We start from the raw sequence: 18,375 nt of genomic DNA on the forward strand, positions 1-18,375 counted from the left end.
TATGTTTAATCCCCCAAATATTAAAACATTTACATAATTTTCATAATAATATTGATGAACCATAAATTGGGTAAATACAATATTCATCATAAAGAAGGCACAAAGCAACGCGACACCAATAAACTTAAGCCTCATAACGCTTCACCCTTACTGCGTATACCCCGCCATTTTCAACTTTCACCTGAATCTCAGGCAGCGGCCTTCTTGGCGGACCGGCAGTTGGAGCACCTGTTTCAACATCAAATTTTCCATGATGACAAGGACAAACCATCTCTCCTTCTTCCTTCACCCAGAAAACCGGGCAACGAAGATGTGTGCATGCATTTTGGTAAGCTACGTATTTCTTTTCAGACAATCTGATCAAAATAGCATCATCATGATCACCTGGAAATTTAAACTCTACTGCGTCACCAATTGCAATTTTGCTTACATCTGTGATTTTTTTGTGGGGATACTCCTTTTCCCCAAGACCCATCAATTCTTTAGCCGCTACCGCTCCCCAAGGAAGGGAGGAAATTGCGAATACACCAGCAGCTCCCACTAATGTTTTCATGAACCCACGTCTGTCGAGCTTTCTTTCATTATTCCGTTCAATATTGTGGGTGTAATTATCTTCATTAAAGGGAATTTTATTATTTTTATCTGACGGCATCTTAATCCCTCCTAAAATAGCTTCGTTATCCCCTGTAAAATACCAGGCAAATTTACTTTAACGTTCGTTTCACCTTCAAGATACGGCATGCTAGTCACCCATTTTCCATTATCTAGATGAAATTGTTTTTTCTTAATTTCAATTTCTTTATCGGTCAGCCACTGGAGTGTATTAGACGGGCAAACACTTGCACACATTGGCGGGATACTGTCTTTTGTCCGGTCGATACATAAATCGCATTTGTACATTAAGTTTTGTTCAGTGTCAAATTTTGGTATTCCGTATGGACAAGCAATCGTACAGTTTTGGCAGCCAATACATTTTTCAACGAGAGCGGATAATACGGCCCCTGTTTCATGGATTTGGATTGCCTGGGCTGGACAGCTTCTTGCACAGGCCGGATTCACACAATGAAGGCACATTAGAGGCATGGTTTGCCGATTAACCATAGGGTTTACATCATAAACATAGTTTCTATTCCGTTCTTCATGCCCTCCGCATTGTGTACATGCTGCAAGGCATGAACGGCATCCTATACAGTTTTCAAGTTCTAAGTACAGCCTCTTTTTCATTTATTGCACCTTCTTTATTTCAACTTTTTCCAATTGAGCAGCACATGCCTTATATTCCGGCATACGGGAGATCGGATCAAGTGCTGCAATGGTTAATAGATTGATAGATTGCTCGTGACCAAAGTGGTACGGAACAAATACAGTATCTTTACGAATTGCTTCTGTAATTTTCACTTTATAGATTGCCTCGCCTCTTCGGGTATGTAGGCGGACTCTTTCTTCATGTTCCATATTGTATTTTTTTGCTGTTTCCGGATGTACTTCGACGTATGGCTCCGGACACATATCACGCAAGAACTGGATTCTTCTCGTCTGGTTCCCAGATAAGTAGTGGTAAACGACACGTCCAGTTGTTAAACGAAGCGGATATTTTTCATCTGGCTCTTCAGCAGGGGGACGGTAAGGAAGCGCACAAATTTTCGCTTTGCCGTCTGCGTGATAGAATTTTTTATCCAGGAACATATGCGGCGTTCCCTTATCATTTTCATCCTTACAAGGCCAAAATACTCCGTCCTGTTTGTCGATTTTATCCCATGTAGCACCGTAATAATCGGCATATCCCCCTTTACTAGCCAGTCTGAATTCATCAGCTATATCTTTTGCTGTTTTCAAATAGGAAAAATATTTTCCTCTTCCAAGACGTTCTGCAAGTTCTACTTGTATTTGCCAATCAGGCTTAGATTCACCGATTGGTTCTTGTGCCTTATTTATCTTAATAATTCTTCCTTCAAGGTTTGTAACTGTTCCTTCATCTTCTGACCACGTTACAGACGGCAGGATCACATCCGCAAACTCTGCTGATTCAGAAAGATAGAAATCCGAACACAACATAAAATCCAGGTTTTTCATCGCACTTCTGACGAAATTTAGATTCGGCGCAGATACTGCAGGATTAGAACATAGCAGATACAATCCGCGGATCGTTTTTTGTTCCATCAGTTCAAACATTTCATAAGCAGAAACACCCGGCTGAGGCATTTCTTCCGGAGTAATTTTCCATACTTTACAAACTTCTTCAACATGTTTAGGATTTGTAATTTTACGGTATCCTGGCAATAAATCCGCTTTCTGGCCATGTTCCCGTCCACCCTGTCCGTTGCCTTGACCAGTGAATGTTGCTACACCAGACTTCGGACGGCCAATCTTACCTGTTACAAGCGCCATGTTTGTATATCCAGATACATTGTCAACACCCTTATGCTGCTGTTCAATTCCACGGGCAAACATGACAACTGCATTCGGTGCTTTTCCATAAATCTCTGCTGCGCGAATAATTTTTTCAGGTGCCACACCTGTAAGCTCACTCGTATATTCCAGTGTGAATTTTTGTACAAGCTCTTTTGTTTCTTCAAATCCGTTTGTATGATTATTAATAAACTCTTCGTCAGCATAACCATTTTGAATTAATAAATTTAAGATTCCATTAGCAAGGGCAAGATCCGTTCCCGGTTTCAGGTCAAGGTGCACATCTGCTCTTCTCGCAACTGGCGTTTCGCGGGGATCCACCACGATAATGTAACCTCCTCTTTCTTGAACGTTCCAGACTCGGAACATAGAAGTCGGATGACATTCTGCTGTGTTGCTTCCTGCAATAAATAAGCAATCTGTTTCATGAATATCTGTCCAGGGTAATGTTGAACCTCTATCTACACCGAAAGAACGAAAGAATCCCCCGGCCGCACTTGACATACAGAAACGGCCATTATAGTCAATGTAGCGTGTTCCAAGTGCCACACGTGCAAATTTCCCTGTTAAATAGCATTTTTCATTTGTCATTGATACGCCGCTGAAAACGGATAATGTATCTTTTCCATATTTATTTTGAAGCTCACTGAACTTTTTCACGATTAAATCATACGCTTCATTCCAGCTTGCTTCACGGAAGCCTTCCTTTGTTCCTTTTAATGATGCATCATCACGAATAAGCGGTTTTAAAATGCGATCATCATGGTTCGTCTGCTGGTAAGCTGTAACCCCTTTGGGACACATTTTCCCTACCGTTACAGGCCAATCATAACGTGGTTCAACCCCAATGATTTTATTTGTCGCTCTATTTACCCTTAAATTCATCCCACACTGCATTCCACAATATGCACAATGCGTTTTGACCAATGATTCATTCGGGTGTATTACATTCTCTACTTCTTTAAAAAACTTATCCCTTTGCATTCTGGTTTGCCTCCTTAACTTTTATCTCATGAATAGGGGAACCGGAAAATTGAGCGATCCGGTATTTTCTACGGCAAGGTAGGCACATTTCAGCGAGATGGTGGCCTTCCTTCGTTTGAAATTCGATATTATTCACGCTTAGAACCTCTACGACATCTTTTGATTGTTCTGTTGAAACAAACTCATCACCACATACTTTGCATCCTTTCATGGATTGTTCCGCGTAATGCTCTCTGTAGTTTCTTGCAAATACACTCATTGGGCGAAAAGGTATGTGAGCAAGTTTTCCGAATGGAAGATAAATCAATGTAATAATGACTGACCACTGGTGAATCAGGGACATGGCTGGCTGTCCTGCACCGTGCAAAAAGATGTTCATAAACGTTAGTGCCAATCCTGTAATGCTGACTAATAACAGCATATATAAAGGAAGAAAGTCATACATGAATTTTTGTTCTGCTCTTGCCTGCATATTTTTCAAGCGGCGGTATAGAGCCATGCATACTCCAGTAATAACCATCACAGCTGTAATGTTCAGAGCGTTATATGATAAGTTCGCAATGATCCCATCAGCTGGTACTGTTATTACCTGGATCCCCATTGCGATGATGTTGTAGTAGCCATTGTCGTCCATGGTGAAGTACATCCATCCAAATACTAGAGGGAATGTCACGAAGCAGGAAAGAATACATCCCCATCCGATTAGAACGTGCTGAGTCCATCGGTAAATTCCCCTATTCCAGATGAAATTGTATGTAGCTAAATGTTCAACTGATGTTTTAGGCGTTGATTTTCTAAATAGAAGTTTGATGCCTTTTTTTATAAAAATCTTTGTTGGCGGCCTTTCTCCCCATGCGATAAACCTGTAAAAGAACCCCCCAATAAAAATAATCGTCCCCACCATATAGCCATAAAGGTTTAAATCTACGTGTGTAAACATTCTCGTACCAATAAACGATAAGAATACAAGTCCGCAAACTGCTAGAAACATAGACTTAGCAAAATGTGATGCAAAAGCATTATCAATCGATTTTCCTGTTTTTTGATTTGCTGCGACTTTTGCCTGCATTACTATTCCTCCTCATTACAAACAATTACCATACCCTTATTGTAAGAGCTGCCCCGTTTTTTCCATATCGGGGGACTTCCCTATCCTAAGGGGAAAATTCCCCTATCTTTTAAAATAAAAAAACAGTTCTGATGTGCAGAACTGCCTGTACTATATTTCAATTTTCAAGTTTTCTCTTTTCCAGTTTTTATATTTTATTTTGCAATGGAGGAAATGCTGATGGAAGTTTTTCTAGATGTTAGTATGCTTAAGGGATGTTTGTTGTTTTTGCAGTCTTTGCATATGATAAAATCGATTACCGAAAACAAATGTTTTTTAATGAAAATAAGTATATAGAGGTGAAATTATAGAGACATAATCTCACAAAAAGATATTAGTATTCAAGATTTTTATTGACTGAAAGAAGAACTGCACATACATAGTAAAATGGGATAGAGAATTCTGATAGATCGAAACATTTAATCAGATAGGAGCGATAAAAATCCACATAGAAATTCAACGGTTAATACTAAGCTTAAATGCAAGATAAAGTAATTCTTGATACAGTCATTAAAGAAAATACTTGTTGGAGTCACATCAGCCATCAAGTATTAAGGTAAAATAAAGCAACAATTTATTTAAAAAACTGCCTTGAATAAAGAAAATAAATAGAGGCTCCATCTTTCACTTATTATGTATTAACAAAAAAAGAAAGTACCCTTTTAATAAGAGTACTCTCTTCCTTTTGTTACTTCTTGATGAAGTTACTATATTACATGCTGTTTTTTAGAGCTAATGAAATCGAAACCTTTAAATCTTTTAATTGTTGTTCTTTTTGAAGGAAATGCTGCTCGGCTTCTTTTAAGGTTACTCGTAAAAATTGAATAGCTTCCCCTGGTTTGACCTGAGCAATTAATGGTAAATCTGCAGTAATCACTTGAGCTATCTTAGGATACCCTCCCGTTGTTTGGCTATCCGCAAGAAGAATAATAGGGTTTCCATCAGGAGGAACTTGAACAGACCCGTTAGTTACTGCTTCAGACAATAGCTCCCTTTTATCCTGTAACTCTAACAAAGGACCTGATATTCTATAGCCCATACGATCAGATTGGTTTGAAACTTTAAACAAATTCTCTGCAAAACTAACTTTACTAGAGTCCGTAAAATAATCGTACTGGCTTCCATCTATGAAACGAATAACTGGCATGCGACTTGGCATAAACTCCTTTTCATTGACAAACCACTTTGGAGCGATAAACGCTTCTTTAAACTCCCGGTTATCTAGAATCGTAGAAGTTTCATTAAAATCCACAACATCATCTACTTTTAATGCTCTTCCCTTATATCCCCCAATTTCCCCTCTTAGATATGTACTTTTACTATTCATAACTGTAGAAATAGCGTATCCTCCCGCTACAGACAAATAAGTCCTACAACCTGATTTACATCCCGCGAATCGAAGAATAGAGCCTTTTTTTACATAAACAGGCTTCCACATTGGAACAGCTTGACTGTCAATAGTAGGTGATAAATTTCCACCTGTTATCGCTATCAAGCAATTTTTTTCTATTTTAAGAGTCGGACCCATTAACGTAATTTCCATGGCAGCTTCACCTTCTTTATTGCCAACTAACATATTGGCAATTCGTAGGGAATATGCATCCATTGCGCCGCTTACAATCACTCCATGTTGCTGAAACCCTTTTCTTCCAAGATCCTGAATACTAGTTAATAATCCCGGTTTGATTACACGCAGGCTCACTGTAACCCCTCCTTAAGAATAATTTCATTATACTCTTGATTAGAAATTGGATGGAATTTCACAATGTCTCCTGCTTGTAATAGGCTTGGAGGATTTACATCTGGTAAGAATAGTTTGGTTGGCGTTTGTCCAATTAATTGCCACCCTCCAGGCGTAGATATTGGATATACACCCGTTTGCATACCTGCAATTCCAACTGCTCCTGTTGGTATGGTCATTCTAGGAGAAGATCGTCTAGGTGTTGCAATTTTTTCTGATAGTCCACCGAGAAACGGAAAACCTGGAGCAAATCCAATCATATAGGCTAAGTACTCACCATTTGAATGAATATGGATGACTTCATCAGTAGTTAAATTATTATAACGAGCTACATATTCCAAATCCGGGCCATATTCCCCCCCATAACATACAGGAATAGAAACAGTTCGGTGTGTCAGCTTTTTATCTTCTTTTAACCACTGTAGTTTCCTTTCCATGATAGAACGAACCACTTCATATGGAGAAATAAATTCATCATTATTGCTTTGTTTTTGTTTCTTATAGATAACTAGAGGATCATAAAAAACTGTCAAATTTGTAAAAGCCGGCACACATTCTATAAATCCAACAAAAGGTTCATCTTCAAGCAAATCCATAAACATTTTAATTTTTTTGTGAATGTCGTATTTAATTTCATTCCCAAATGTAATCACGATTGCGGAATCGCCTAAGGGAGACAGTATGCATGTAGTTTTATTCAAAAGCTTTTCCGGCATAGAACTCAACTCTTTCTGTTAGTAATATTATAAAACGCCTAATTTTTCATCACGGATATCCGTTATAAACATATGTCCTGGTGCATGCGTAATCATAATCGCCGGTTTTGTTTCCATTGCGATAGATTGAGGCGTTACTCCACAAGCCCAGAAGACCGGCACTTCTCCTTCACGAATCGTTACTGCATCACCAAAATCAGGTTGCTGTATGTTAGAAACACCAATCGCCTCCGGATCTCCAATATGGATTGGACCACCATGAACAGCAGGAAAACGCGATGTAACTTGAGCCGCTCGCACCACATCTTTCTGAGGAATCGGACGCATGCTCGCTACCATTTTCCCGTGAAATATCCCTGCTTCAACACATGAAATATTCGTTTTATACATCGGTACATTACTGTTCTCTTCAATATGACGAATGGAAATATCGTTGTTTAAAAGGGCATGTTCAAATGTAAAGCTGCAACCGATTAAAAACCCAACCATATCATCTTCCCAATAATCTGAAATATCCGTTACTTCTTCCATTAATTCACCGTATTTATATATCCGGTATTTTGGAATATCTGTACGTATATCACCAGACTGAGCAGCAAATTTAGGAATAGGAGAACCAATTTCTGTTACGTCTAGAAGTGGACAAGACTTAGGATTACGCTGACAAAACAATAAAAAATCAAAAGCATGCTCTTTTTTTAAGATGGCCAAGTTTGCTTGTGCATATCCGTTTGCCATTCCAGCAGTTGGCTTAATCAATTCATTGTTGCGGATCATTGCGCGCAATTCAGCCGGGGTAGCTTGAGAAAGATCGATCATTAATATTCATCTCCTATTAAGAACTGGGAGTCAGTGACAAACTAGCACGCCACTTCCACCCCGTTTTATTGATGTATCATTAAAAAAGAGCGGGCAGTTGTTTCATTAATGTATATACGCCCATTAACGCCATGATGATTACCACAAATACGCCGGAAATCGTCAACCATAAAGGATGTTTATAATCACCCACAATATTCTTCTTATATGCCGCAATTAAAAGTGTACCAAGTGCAATTGGTAAAATCAGACCATTAATTGCCCCTACTACAAGTAGTACTTTAACCGGTTGACCAATTAATAGAAAGCAAATGGTCGATACGACTATAAAGCCAATGATAATCCAGTTAGCCTTTTTATTTATTTTTTCGCTGAATGTTCTGATAAACGAAACAGAAGTATATGCAGCACCAACTACTGATGTGATTGCTGCAGCCCACATAACAATACCAAACATTTTATAACCTACATTTCCAGCAGCAAGTTGAAAAACGGATGCCGCAGGGTTTTCTGAATCAATTTGCAAGCCTTTAGATACAACACCTAGAACTGCTAAAAATAATGCAACTCGCATAACTGTGGTTATTAAAATACCCATTACTGAACTCTTTGTTACTTGTGGCAGTGCTCCGACACCTTTCACTCCTGCATCCAATAGACGATGACCGCCAGCAAATGTAATATAGCCACCCACAGATCCCCCAACTAATGTAACGATTGCGATAATATCAATCTTATCAGGTGCAAATGTCTTCACTACTGCTTCTCCAACTGGAGGAGAAGTTGTCCATGCAACATATATCATCAAACAGATCATAAAAAAGCCTGCGATTTGTGTAAAGCGGTCCATAGCTTTTCCCGCTTCTTTTACTACAAATATTAATACTGCAATAACTGCACTAATTGCTGCTCCAGTTGTTGGGGAAATTCCAATCATCGCATTTAGACCAAGTCCAGCTCCTGCGATGTTCCCTATATTAAATGCTAGCCCCCCCATAACTATGAGTGCCGCTAGAACATAACCTAGTCCTGGAAGAACCATGTTTGCAATCTCTTGTCCTCGTTTTTCAGATACAGCAATAATGCGCCATACATTTGTTTGTGCAAAAATATCAAGAATAACTGAAATAAGGATAACAAACCCAAAACTTGCTGCAAGACTTTGGGTATAAACAGTTGTCTGCATTAAAAAACCTGGTCCTATGGCTGATGTTGCCATAAGAAATGCTGCACCTAGCAATAATGTCCGGTTATTTTTTGGCTTAGAATGATTTTTTTTCTGATCTGTCGTATTTTTGATTGGCTCCAATGAAATCTACCTCCTAGATGTTTGTGATTTTATGTAGAAATAGACTTAACTGTAATTTCAGATATTTCTAAGGATTTTTTTACATGACGAGCAAAGGTTAAAGCATGTGCTCCGTCTCCATGAATACAAATTGTATCTGCCTTTAAAGCCACATCAGTTCCTTGCTGTGATAAAACCTTTCCTTCTTTAACCATTCGAATTACTTGTGCAACAGCATCATCATCATTTTCTATCATTGCATGCGCTTTCATACGAGAAGTCAATGAACCATCTTGTTGATATGTCCGATCCGCAAACACTTCACTAGCCGTTTGTAATCCAATGGTCTGTCCAGCACGTATTAATTCACTGCCCGACAAGCCAAATAAAATGAGCTCAGGATTAATTTTGTATACAGCTTCAGCTATGGCAAAAGACAACTCTTTATTCTTTGCCGCCATATTGTACAAAGCACCATGTGGTTTAACATGTTGCATATTCCCGCCTTCAGATTGCAAAAAGCCATTTAATGCACCAATTTGATAGACAACAATATCACAAGCTTCCTGTGGTGAAATATTCATATTGCGTCTGCCAAAACCTATTAAATCCTGGAAACCTGGGTGGGCTCCGATTTTTACTTCTTTCTCTAAAGCAAGCTGAACCGTTTTTCTCATAACGGTCGGATCGCCAGCATGAAATCCACAAGCAACATTGACAGATGTTACATAATCCAAAATCTCTGCATCATTTCCAATTCGATATGTGCCAAAGCTCTCTCCTAAATCACAATTCAAATCAACTGTATTCATTGTACACTCCTCCTATTTACAGAAATTTCGAACAATAAAACCTATAAATATGTAGATAAAAATATTTCACTTTCATAATTTCATAAAATTCCGAAATTCGGAATTGACGTTTCATATTTCGGAATATTCTTATTCTAGCATGTTTTTTTTATTTCGACAATACAATTGTTAGCTAACCTAACATATGTTTTTGTATTTTTTCATTAATCTTGAATATCATTTATGTTTTCTTCCACTATTATCTTTGATTAAACAGAAGATTATTTACATAGATTAATGTAAAAAAATAATACATAGATGTAATATAAATAGACCGGCAAAAACAAGTACTAAACCTTTTTTTGCTGATTAAAAAAGTCGTTGATTCCTATGACAAGGAATCAACGACTTTGATTTTCATTCTATATGCAGGTTCAAGTTAAACTTGTGATTTTGTATTTTCATCTCGATGGCGAAATATTTTTTTCAAGTCTTCTCATTATTAATTAAATCGATTAATAGAAAACAATGATATATCTTCCTTGCTCGTACCGGAGATAATCAAGTCACTCAAAATTTCCCCCATGACACTGCTGAATTTAAACCCGTGTCCAGAGAAACCTGCTGCTATTGCAATATGTGGATAATAAGGATGTTTATCCACTATAAAATGCTCATCAGGGGTCATGGTGTAGATGCAAGTTTTCCCATATTTCATTTTTTGATCAGCAGGCATATATTTCTGCAAAAATTTCACCAAATCTCCCTCATCTTCATCCAATTCACCAAACCCCTCAATACAGCCATCAGGATTTATACGATTTCCTCCATCATGTCTCCCTATTTTCAATCCAGAACCATTTATACTAGGAAAGCCATAGTATGTACCAATTGAAGTATCAAAAGTAAAAGCTGGAAAATCATTATGATTATATAATTTTTCATTTGCATGAAACCAGGCAAATGTTTTTCTAATGGGTTCCAGCGGCAGATTCAAATCTAACATCGCCAATATTTTCGGGGCCCACGCTCCAACTGCAACCACTAAAGATTCTGAGTGGAATGTCTGTTCATCCGTTTTAATCGTGACCCCATTGCCATGAACAACTATCTTCCTTACTTCACTGTTTACAATGATGTCAGCACCATGGGATTTCACAAGTTGTTGATACGCTCTTAAGCACTCCTCACTTTTCAACACGCCCGAAGTCGATTCATAGCACCCAATGTAGTCTTCTGGCAGTGTTATGCCTGGCCATCTATCATGAATTTCATGTGAATCCAAGATTTTCATTGGTAAACCATACTCCTTTGAGCCCGCTTTCACTTGTTTAATGAAAGTGGAATTTTCGCTTCCAGCATTCAGTACCCCCGTTGGAAGAAATAATTGTTTTCCCGAATTTCTTTCCAATTCACCCCATAGCTTTTGGGATTTAAGTGCCAAAGAAATATACTCCCTACCTTCACCATAAGCATGTCTAATAATTCTTGTTTCCCCGTGATGGCTGCCCTTATTATGAGGAGGAGCAAAGGAATCCAATAACAATACTTTTTGTCCATTTTTCGCCAGATAGTAACCTGAGGACATTCCCATAGATCCAGCTCCAATTACAATTACATCATAGTGCATCTTACATCCCTCCTCCTTTAAATATGATCCTTCATTTTAAAAAAAGGAAGCCATTTTACCTTATTAAATAAAGTAAAACAACTTCCACATGGTTTTAGAACTCTATTTCCCCGATCGACATTTCAACGAGCTTCACTATTTCACCTTCATGAATTTGCCTATAAATCGCTTCAATGTCAGGATGGAAAAAGCGATCTTCTTCAACCTTCGGGACTTCGGTCCGAACTAAATGATATACCCTCTCCGTAACCGGCGACGGTTTCAATGGTAGATGAAAATCCATCGCTTGCGTTGCCGTCATCAGTTCAATGGCTAAAATATATTCAAGTTTCTTCGAAATCCGATAAGCTTTCTTCGCAGCGAAATAGGCAAAACTTATCACGTCTTCTTGGTTTGCGCATGTAGGGATATTATCTATTGTGGCTGGGTGCGAGAGCACCCTGATTTCATTTAATAGCCCGGCAGCTGTATATTGTGGAATCATGTAGCCACTATTTAAACCTGGATTAACCACTAAGAAATTAGGTAATTCACTAAGGTGATGGTTTACAAGCCGATCTATTCTGCGTTCTGTTATTTTTGCTAAGTTTGCTAACGCAATGGAAATCGTATCCGCGTATATCCCAACAAATGACCCATCAAAATTCCCAGCCATTAGTGCAATTCCATCTTCCTCTTCCGGAAAAATCAGAGGATTGTCACTTACAGAGTTCATTTCATTCTCGATTGAAACAGCAGCGTCTTTCAATACTCTTTTTATGGCTCCATGGACTTGTGGAATGCATCGTAAGCTAAGTGCATCTTGTAATCTATGTTCCTTGTAAGTATCAATGATTTGGCTGCCTTCAAGGATCCTTGTTACATTTCTGGCTGTCTTAGCCTGTTCCTCATGTTTTTTCAATGCATGTGGACGGGGATCAAATGCTTTTATTGTACCTTTTAGCACTTCTAATGACATAGCTCCCGTAATGTCCGCGGTTTTTGCTGCTTGCATGCTATTGTATAAAGCCAGGACAGCCATCGCAGTGACGGAAGCAGTTCCGCTTATAAGAGCAAGTCCTTCCTTACACCCAAGCGTAACTGGCTTCAATCCAGATTGTGCTAACGCATCCTTTCCCGGAAGAAGCTCATCATTGTACCACGCCCGTCCCTCCCCGATCACCAATAAGGACATGTGGGCTTCAGGAGACAGATACCCCACTGACCCCTCACCTGGAACATAGGGAAGTATATCGTGATTTAACAGTGAAGCGATAAGCTTTAAAACTTGTAACCGGACCCCTGAATAACCCTGGCCTAAATTCACGAGTATCATCAATTGAATGGCTCTTACGACTTCTTTTTCAAGAGGTTCCCCTACTGAAACAGCATGTGAACGAACTATATTCCGTTGAAGGGTTTCTGCGTCTTGTGGAGAAATCACTTCTGTCATATTACTGCCAAAACCCGTCGTTACACCGTAAATCAATCTATTATCTTCTAAAAACTTTTCTATTAAGCTTCGTGATTTATCCACCCTTTCACAATATGCCTCGGTGAAAGTAACTTTTGCACCATATCTTGCAACCGCTATTATCTCTTCGATTGAGACTGCACCATCACCTAGTGCAACCTCTTTAATATCTTTAGGGTGTAAAAAATCGGGCGTTATCATCCTTACACATCTCCTCACCTATGACTCATCAAGAAGGAGAAAAAAATTTGGTCCTTCTCATTTATTAACTGGAAATTAATCTTATGTTATTTTCTTATTTTCTGTAAAGGGAATATCGGTTCCCTTCGATAAGTTTCCCGCTTCTAGCAAAGGGTCACTTGCTTCATGCAAAGAAAGATTCTTCGTTTCAGGTGCCCAGGCTATCGATACGATCAAGCCAATCAGCAGAATTGCTGCCATTCCTGCCATTGAAGCACTTAATCCAAATGAACTTAAAGAAACAGGCAGCAGAAATGTTCCAATCGCAGAACCAATTCGACTAATTGCCGTAACCATACCTATTCCAGATCCACGGATCTCAGTTGGAAAAAGCTCTGCTGGGTATACTAATGTAAGGTTTGATGCTGCTGACATGAAAAAAGTAAAGATCAAGAAGGCTATCAACATTAAGAATTGAGAACCATTGTGTAAGAAGCTGAGTGAAAACAATGAAACGGTAAGGATCGTGAAAGCCCCGATGGTAAATCCTCTACGAGAAAATTTTGCAAGCAACCAAAGACCAAAAATTGCCCCAACAAGCAAGAATAGATTTAACATGGTATCGGCAAAAAAGTTTTGTTCAAAACCCATTGTACTTAGTATAGACGGAAGGAAAGTGTAGATTGCGAAGTACGGAATAACAAGAGTTAATTTGAATATTCCACCAAAAGCCGTACGCTTACGAAGCTTTTTACTGAAAAGTCCACGAAATCCTAGAGTCTTTTGATTTTCAGTACCAGTAATCGTTTCTCCCATTTCAACGTTTGATCCAAGGTGTTTTTTTACAATCTGGCGAGCTTCTTCGACACGCCCCATGCTGACAAGCCATCTTGGTGATTCAGGCGTTCCTATTCTTAAGATTAAAACCACAATAGCCGGAATCGCAGCACTAACAAGCATCCAACGCCATGAGTCTGAACCAACCTGTCCCAGGTAATGACCAACAAAGTTTGATGCTACATATCCAAGCGTCCATACTACGTTTATAGATGCGAGGAGCGAGGAACGATACTTTTTTGGTGAAAACTCGGCGAGTAGAGTCGTACCGACGGCATAATCTCCTCCAAGTCCAAAACCAATTAGTAACCGTAAAATGAAAAGTTCTTCTGGACCACTAACAAAAAATTGTAAAATAGTAGCTACCGTGATAAGTAAAAAGTTTACGAGAAAGATTTTCTGTCTGCCTACACGATCAGAAAGTCTTCCAAGTATTAAAGATCCGGCAAAAAGACCGATTAAAGCGGAACTGCCGATCAGTCCTGTCCACATTGCATTCATGTTCATTTGAGGCCCGAATACTGTCAATGCCATCGCAATGATCCCAAGGGAATAGCCATCACAGAAGCTTGAACCGAATGTAAGTCCAGCAATTCGAAAATGAAACTTATTAAATGGGGCATCGTCTATAGTGAATTTTTGTTCGTTCAAAGAATCCCCTCCATTTTTTGATTTATCAGATTTATGTATCAAAAAACTATTACTGTAATACTCTGGCAGTGTCCCTGAAATTAAATGAACAGATTTCAGTTCCACTAAATAATGATATTTTACTGACTTTACCAAACAAGGAATGTACACCTGCATGCATGTTAGAAATTAATTTACAGCTAGCTTTTCATTTTATGATTAAGCTTAATACTAAAAAGAAAATCCAGCAATGAATTATGAAATAATAATCTTTTTATAATTTATTTCATATTTTTCTACCTTTTTTGTCTTTTAAGCTATGAAATATATAGTTTCTCTTCTTAATTTTAAGATTCAACTAACCATAAATCATTGAAATAAATGACTTCACTAAGGATTTTACAGCCTTCTATTACCTCGAATTTTTCCCTAGCTTCCTTTTCTGTGGTAAACTCAAACATTTTTATGCCATTTTTCGAATGGATAGTGATTATCCACATAAAATTCCCTCCACATGGAAGATTCATTTCCACGATTTCCTTAAAACACTTTCATTTAATTCCACTGTAAAGCAGTAAAGCATTTAACGCTGGCAATGGGTAGGATGATAAACCACCATCCTACCATTCAGCACCATTACATTTGATAAATACTTCTAAAAGCCCATTCCATCCCCTGATTTTTTCAGCGGATGGAATGGGTAGATATTGATTGAGAATCGAGGCCGTATCTTTTTTTAGTGATTTTTAAAGGCCAGTCAGGCTTTTGGCATCAGTCTTCACTCTGTCATTCACAACTTGAACACCGTTTTTCCATACAGTCTTAACATGATTAACCCCAAATAAATATTGCAATTCCTGGTAGTTTTCAACATTCCATAAAACGACATCCGCTTGTTTTCCTACTTCAAGCGAACCTATCTTCTCTTGTCTGTTGATTGCACAAGCAGCATTGTATGTTGCCGCCGTAAGCGCTTCAGCAGGAGTAAGCCGCATCGAGATGCATGCCAGATTCATGACAAGTGGCATAGAAGTCGTCGGTGAGGATCCAGGATTGCAATCGGTCGAAATGGCAACAGCTACACCTTCATCAACCATTCGGCGTCCTGGGGCCGCATCTTCTCTTAAATACAAAGCTGTGGCTGGAAGCAAGCAGGCAATGGTTCCTGACTTAGCCATGGCTTGAATTCCCTCTTCGGAAGCCTTTAATAAATGCTCAGCTGAAATAGCCCCTATTTTGGCAGCTAGTTCTGCTCCCCCGTATGGCTCAATTTCATCGGCATGAATTTTAGGGATCAAGCCGTACTTTTTCCCCGCCTTTAAAATCCGCTCTGATTGTTCAGGGGTAAAAACCCCCTTTTCACAAAATACATCATTGAATTCAGCAAGCTTTTCTTCAGAGACGATTGGAAGCATATCATTAATCAGATGATCAACAAATTCATCCTCACGGCCTTTATAATCTTTTGGGACCGCATGGGCTCCCATAAAGGTAGGAACTAAATCAATCGGATGCTCTTCCTGTAACTTCTTCATCACCCGCAACTGCTTCAATTCGGTTTCCAAATTCATTCCATAACCGCTTTTACCTTCTACTGTAGTCACGCCATGAGCGAGAAACGAATCAAGGCGTCGTATGGTTTGTTCCATCAACTCTTCTTCACTTGCTTCCCTTGTCATGCGGGTGGTTGCATGAATGCCCCCACCTCCGTTCATGATGTCCATATATGTTGCACCTTCAAGACGCATTTCAAATTCACGCTCACGGCTCCCGCCATATACAACATGCGTATGTGGATCAACTAGCCCAGGTGTCACCAAATGGCCAGTTGCATCAAAGACTTCAGCTTCATGCATTCTATCTGCATAGAGTTCTTCCAATTCTTTGGTCGTACCGATCGCTTGGATCAAACCAGATTCCATCCATATACTTCCATCTTCAATCAACCCAAGCTCCGACATTGCCTCTTTGGAACGAGGACCTTTCCTATCAGCGGTGAGGGTAGCAAGTTGAGTGGCATGTTTTATCCAAATTGGTTTTGTCATTGTTTATCAATTCCTTTATCAAGCATCGGGATATTAATTCCTCTTTCACGAGCTGTTTCCTCTGCCAGTTCATACCCTGCATCAACATGACGCACTACCCCCATCCCAGGGTCCGTTGTCAGCACTCGCTCAATCCTTGCTCCTGCTTCTTTTGTGCCGTCTGCCACAATTACAACGCCTGCATGCATGGAGTAACCCATTCCTACGCCGCCGCCATGATGTACGGAAACCCAGGTTGCACCGCCCACTGCATTCACCATTGCATTTAAGATCGGCCAGTCAGCCACTACATCCGAACCATCCTTCATGGCTTCCGTTTCACGATTCGGCGAGGCGACAGAGCCTGAATCCAAATGGTCACGCCCAATCACTATCGGTGCCTTCAATTCACCACTTGCAACCATATCATTGAGGATTTTACCAAAACGGGCGCGCTCCCCATAACCAAGCCAGCATATGCGGGAAGGCAGACCTTGGAACTGAATTTTTTCTTGAGCCATTCTGATCCAGTTACATAAATGTTCATTATCAGCGAATTCGCGTAAAATTGCTTGGTCTGTTTTATAAATGTCTTCTGGATCACCAGATAAAGCGACCCAGCGGAATGGACCTTTACCTTCACAAAATTGTGGACGGATATAAGCTGGAACGAAGCCAGGGAAGTCAAAAGCATTCTCTACCCCTTCATCTTTCGCAACTTGACGGATATTGTTGCCATAATCAAACGTCACGGCTCCTTTTTCCATCATTTCAAGCATCGCTCTTACATGTTTGGCCATTGAAGCTTTAGAGAGTTTAATATACTCTTCTGGATTTGCATTCCGTAATTCTGCAGCCTCCACCATTGACAGGCCTGAAGGAGTATATCCATTTAATGGATCATGGGCGGAAGTCTGATCCGTCAAGACATCCGGAATAAAGTTCCTGGCGATCATTTCCGGAAGAATATCTGAAGCATTACCAATCAAACCAATCGATAATGCTTTTCCTGCAAGTTTTGCTTCTTTGGCTAAACGAATGGCTTCATCCAAAGAATCCGTTTTCACATCGGTATAACGAGTCTCTATCCTCCTGTCAATTCTTGTTTCATCAACATCGATTCCGATACAGACACCACCGTTCATCGTAACTGCTAGCGGCTGTGCTCCTCCCATTCCGCCTAAACCTGCCGTTAGAGTAATGGTGCCTTTTAACGAGTTATTGAAATGTTGTTTTGCAAGCTCGGCAAAGGTCTCGTATGTACCCTGGACGATTCCTTGAGAACCAATATATATCCAGCTACCAGCTGTCATCTGCCCATACATCATCAATCCCTTTTTATCAAGTTCATGGAATGTTTCCCAGTTCGCGTAAGCAGGGACGATATTTGAATTTGCAAGCAGGACACGTGGTGCATCCGAATGCGTTTTAAAAATAGCCACCGGTTTCCCTGATTGGACCAATAAAGTTTCATCTTCTTCAAGCTCTTTTAGTGATTTGACGATTGCATCAAAGCATTCCCAGTTACGAGCTGCTTTCCCAATCCCTCCGTATACCACCAAATCTTCTGGACGTTCAGCGACTTCAGGATCCAAATTATTCATCAACATTCTAAGCACTGCTTCTTGTTGCCATCCTTTTGTATGCAATTCTGTTCCTGTATATCGGATAACCTTGTTTGTAATCGTGTTCATTTTCATTTCCCCCTTGTTTTTGTTATATTTTCATTCTATAAGAAAAATTCAGAATAATTAATTATAATTTA

15 protein-coding genes are annotated in these 18,375 nt (G+C 39.5%); all 15 read right to left on the bottom strand.

Features of this window, described 5'->3' with window-relative positions; translation table 11 throughout:
- Positions 1-124: 124 nt before the first annotated feature.
- The 15 genes from BS1321_RS01180 to hutU all read right to left on the bottom strand — a co-directional run bounded on the left by BS1321_RS01180 (position 125) and on the right by hutU (position 18,304).
- Positions 125-652 carry a Rieske (2Fe-2S) protein gene (locus BS1321_RS01180; RefSeq protein ID WP_063233470.1) on the bottom strand — a complete coding sequence of 176 codons (528 nt, stop codon included), beginning with the start codon at positions 650-652 and terminating at the stop codon, positions 125-127.
- An 11-nt stretch (positions 653-663) separates the two neighbouring features.
- Complete coding sequence (locus tag BS1321_RS01185) at positions 664-1,224, bottom strand: 4Fe-4S dicluster domain-containing protein (protein ID WP_063233469.1); 561 nt, start codon at positions 1,222-1,224, stop codon at positions 664-666.
- Positions 1,225-3,393 (bottom strand): molybdopterin oxidoreductase family protein, encoded by a 2,169-nt coding sequence (locus BS1321_RS01190; protein WP_063233468.1) that lies wholly within the window; start codon positions 3,391-3,393, stop codon positions 1,225-1,227.
- Entirely contained in the window at positions 3,380-4,462 is a 1,083-nt protein-coding gene (locus BS1321_RS01195) for a hypothetical protein (protein WP_063233467.1), read from the bottom strand. The genes BS1321_RS01190 and BS1321_RS01195 overlap by 14 nt, the downstream gene beginning before the upstream one ends.
- A 751-nt stretch (positions 4,463-5,213) precedes the next feature.
- Positions 5,214-6,203 (bottom strand): 5-oxoprolinase subunit C family protein, encoded by a 990-nt coding sequence (locus BS1321_RS01200; protein WP_063233466.1) that lies wholly within the window; start codon positions 6,201-6,203, stop codon positions 5,214-5,216.
- On the bottom strand, positions 6,200-6,958 hold the full coding sequence (gene pxpB / locus BS1321_RS01205; RefSeq protein WP_063233465.1) for a 5-oxoprolinase subunit PxpB: 759 nt from the start codon (positions 6,956-6,958) through the stop codon (positions 6,200-6,202). The genes BS1321_RS01200 and pxpB overlap by 4 nt, the downstream gene beginning before the upstream one ends.
- A gap of 27 nt (positions 6,959-6,985) precedes the next feature.
- A complete protein-coding gene (locus BS1321_RS01210; RefSeq protein WP_063233464.1) occupies positions 6,986-7,777 on the bottom strand; it encodes a putative hydro-lyase in 792 nt (263 codons plus the stop codon).
- A gap of 79 nt (positions 7,778-7,856) precedes the next feature.
- Complete coding sequence (locus BS1321_RS01215) at positions 7,857-8,996, bottom strand: NRAMP family divalent metal transporter (protein WP_094246674.1); 1,140 nt, start codon at positions 8,994-8,996, stop codon at positions 7,857-7,859.
- Positions 8,997-9,115: 119 nt separating this feature from the next.
- Complete coding sequence (locus tag BS1321_RS01220; protein ID WP_063233462.1) at positions 9,116-9,877, bottom strand: 5-oxoprolinase subunit PxpA; 762 nt, start codon at positions 9,875-9,877, stop codon at positions 9,116-9,118.
- A 481-nt stretch (positions 9,878-10,358) separates the two neighbouring features.
- Positions 10,359-11,486 carry an N-methyl-L-tryptophan oxidase gene (gene solA, locus BS1321_RS01225; RefSeq protein ID WP_063233461.1) on the bottom strand — a complete coding sequence of 376 codons (1,128 nt, stop codon included), beginning with the start codon at positions 11,484-11,486 and terminating at the stop codon, positions 10,359-10,361.
- A gap of 94 nt (positions 11,487-11,580) precedes the next feature.
- Complete coding sequence (hutH, locus tag BS1321_RS01230) at positions 11,581-13,140, bottom strand: histidine ammonia-lyase (RefSeq protein WP_063233460.1); 1,560 nt, start codon at positions 13,138-13,140, stop codon at positions 11,581-11,583.
- Between the two features lie 81 nt (positions 13,141-13,221).
- On the bottom strand, positions 13,222-14,607 hold the full coding sequence (locus tag BS1321_RS01235) for an MFS transporter (RefSeq protein ID WP_063233635.1): 1,386 nt from the start codon (positions 14,605-14,607) through the stop codon (positions 13,222-13,224).
- Between the two features lie 326 nt (positions 14,608-14,933).
- Positions 14,934-15,086 (bottom strand): hypothetical protein, encoded by a 153-nt coding sequence (locus BS1321_RS27745; RefSeq protein WP_169803980.1) that lies wholly within the window; start codon positions 15,084-15,086, stop codon positions 14,934-14,936.
- 246 nt (positions 15,087-15,332) lie between these two features.
- Positions 15,333-16,631, bottom strand: a complete 1,299-nt coding sequence (hutI, locus tag BS1321_RS01240; protein ID WP_063233459.1) for an imidazolonepropionase — start codon at positions 16,629-16,631, stop codon at positions 15,333-15,335.
- Positions 16,628-18,304 (bottom strand): urocanate hydratase, encoded by a 1,677-nt coding sequence (gene hutU, locus BS1321_RS01245; protein WP_063233458.1) that lies wholly within the window; start codon positions 18,302-18,304, stop codon positions 16,628-16,630. The genes hutI and hutU overlap by 4 nt, the downstream gene beginning before the upstream one ends.
- Between the last annotated feature and the right edge of the window lie 71 nt (positions 18,305-18,375).

This window comes from Peribacillus simplex NBRC 15720 = DSM 1321 (genome assembly GCF_002243645.1).
GTDB lineage: Bacteria > Bacillota > Bacilli > Bacillales > DSM-1321 > Peribacillus > Peribacillus simplex.

What these genes read in the sequence shown, in the direction of transcription:
- BS1321_RS01215 (WP_094246674.1), bottom strand. Translation starts at nt 8,996, where the DNA reads ATGGCAACATCAGCCATAGGACCAGGTTTTTTAATGCAGACAACTGTT.
- BS1321_RS01185 (WP_063233469.1), bottom strand. Translation starts at nt 1,224, where the DNA reads ATGAAAAAGAGGCTGTACTTAGAACTTGAAAACTGTATAGGATGCCGT.
- BS1321_RS01195 (WP_063233467.1), bottom strand. Translation starts at nt 4,462, where the DNA reads ATGCAGGCAAAAGTCGCAGCAAATCAAAAAACAGGAAAATCGATTGAT.
- BS1321_RS01210 (WP_063233464.1), bottom strand. Translation starts at nt 7,777, where the DNA reads ATGATCGATCTTTCTCAAGCTACCCCGGCTGAATTGCGCGCAATGATC.
- BS1321_RS01220 (WP_063233462.1), bottom strand. Translation starts at nt 9,877, where the DNA reads ATGAATACAGTTGATTTGAATTGTGATTTAGGAGAGAGCTTTGGCACA.
- BS1321_RS01180 (WP_063233470.1), bottom strand. Translation starts at nt 652, where the DNA reads ATGCCGTCAGATAAAAATAATAAAATTCCCTTTAATGAAGATAATTAC.
- BS1321_RS27745 (WP_169803980.1), bottom strand. Translation starts at nt 15,086, where the DNA reads ATGTGGATAATCACTATCCATTCGAAAAATGGCATAAAAATGTTTGAG.
- solA (WP_063233461.1), bottom strand. Translation starts at nt 11,486, where the DNA reads ATGCACTATGATGTAATTGTAATTGGAGCTGGATCTATGGGAATGTCC.
- hutU (WP_063233458.1), bottom strand. Translation starts at nt 18,304, where the DNA reads ATGAACACGATTACAAACAAGGTTATCCGATATACAGGAACAGAATTG.
- hutI (WP_063233459.1), bottom strand. Translation starts at nt 16,631, where the DNA reads ATGACAAAACCAATTTGGATAAAACATGCCACTCAACTTGCTACCCTC.
- BS1321_RS01190 (WP_063233468.1), bottom strand. Translation starts at nt 3,393, where the DNA reads ATGCAAAGGGATAAGTTTTTTAAAGAAGTAGAGAATGTAATACACCCG.
- hutH (WP_063233460.1), bottom strand. Translation starts at nt 13,140, where the DNA reads ATGATAACGCCCGATTTTTTACACCCTAAAGATATTAAAGAGGTTGCA.
- pxpB (WP_063233465.1), bottom strand. Translation starts at nt 6,958, where the DNA reads ATGCCGGAAAAGCTTTTGAATAAAACTACATGCATACTGTCTCCCTTA.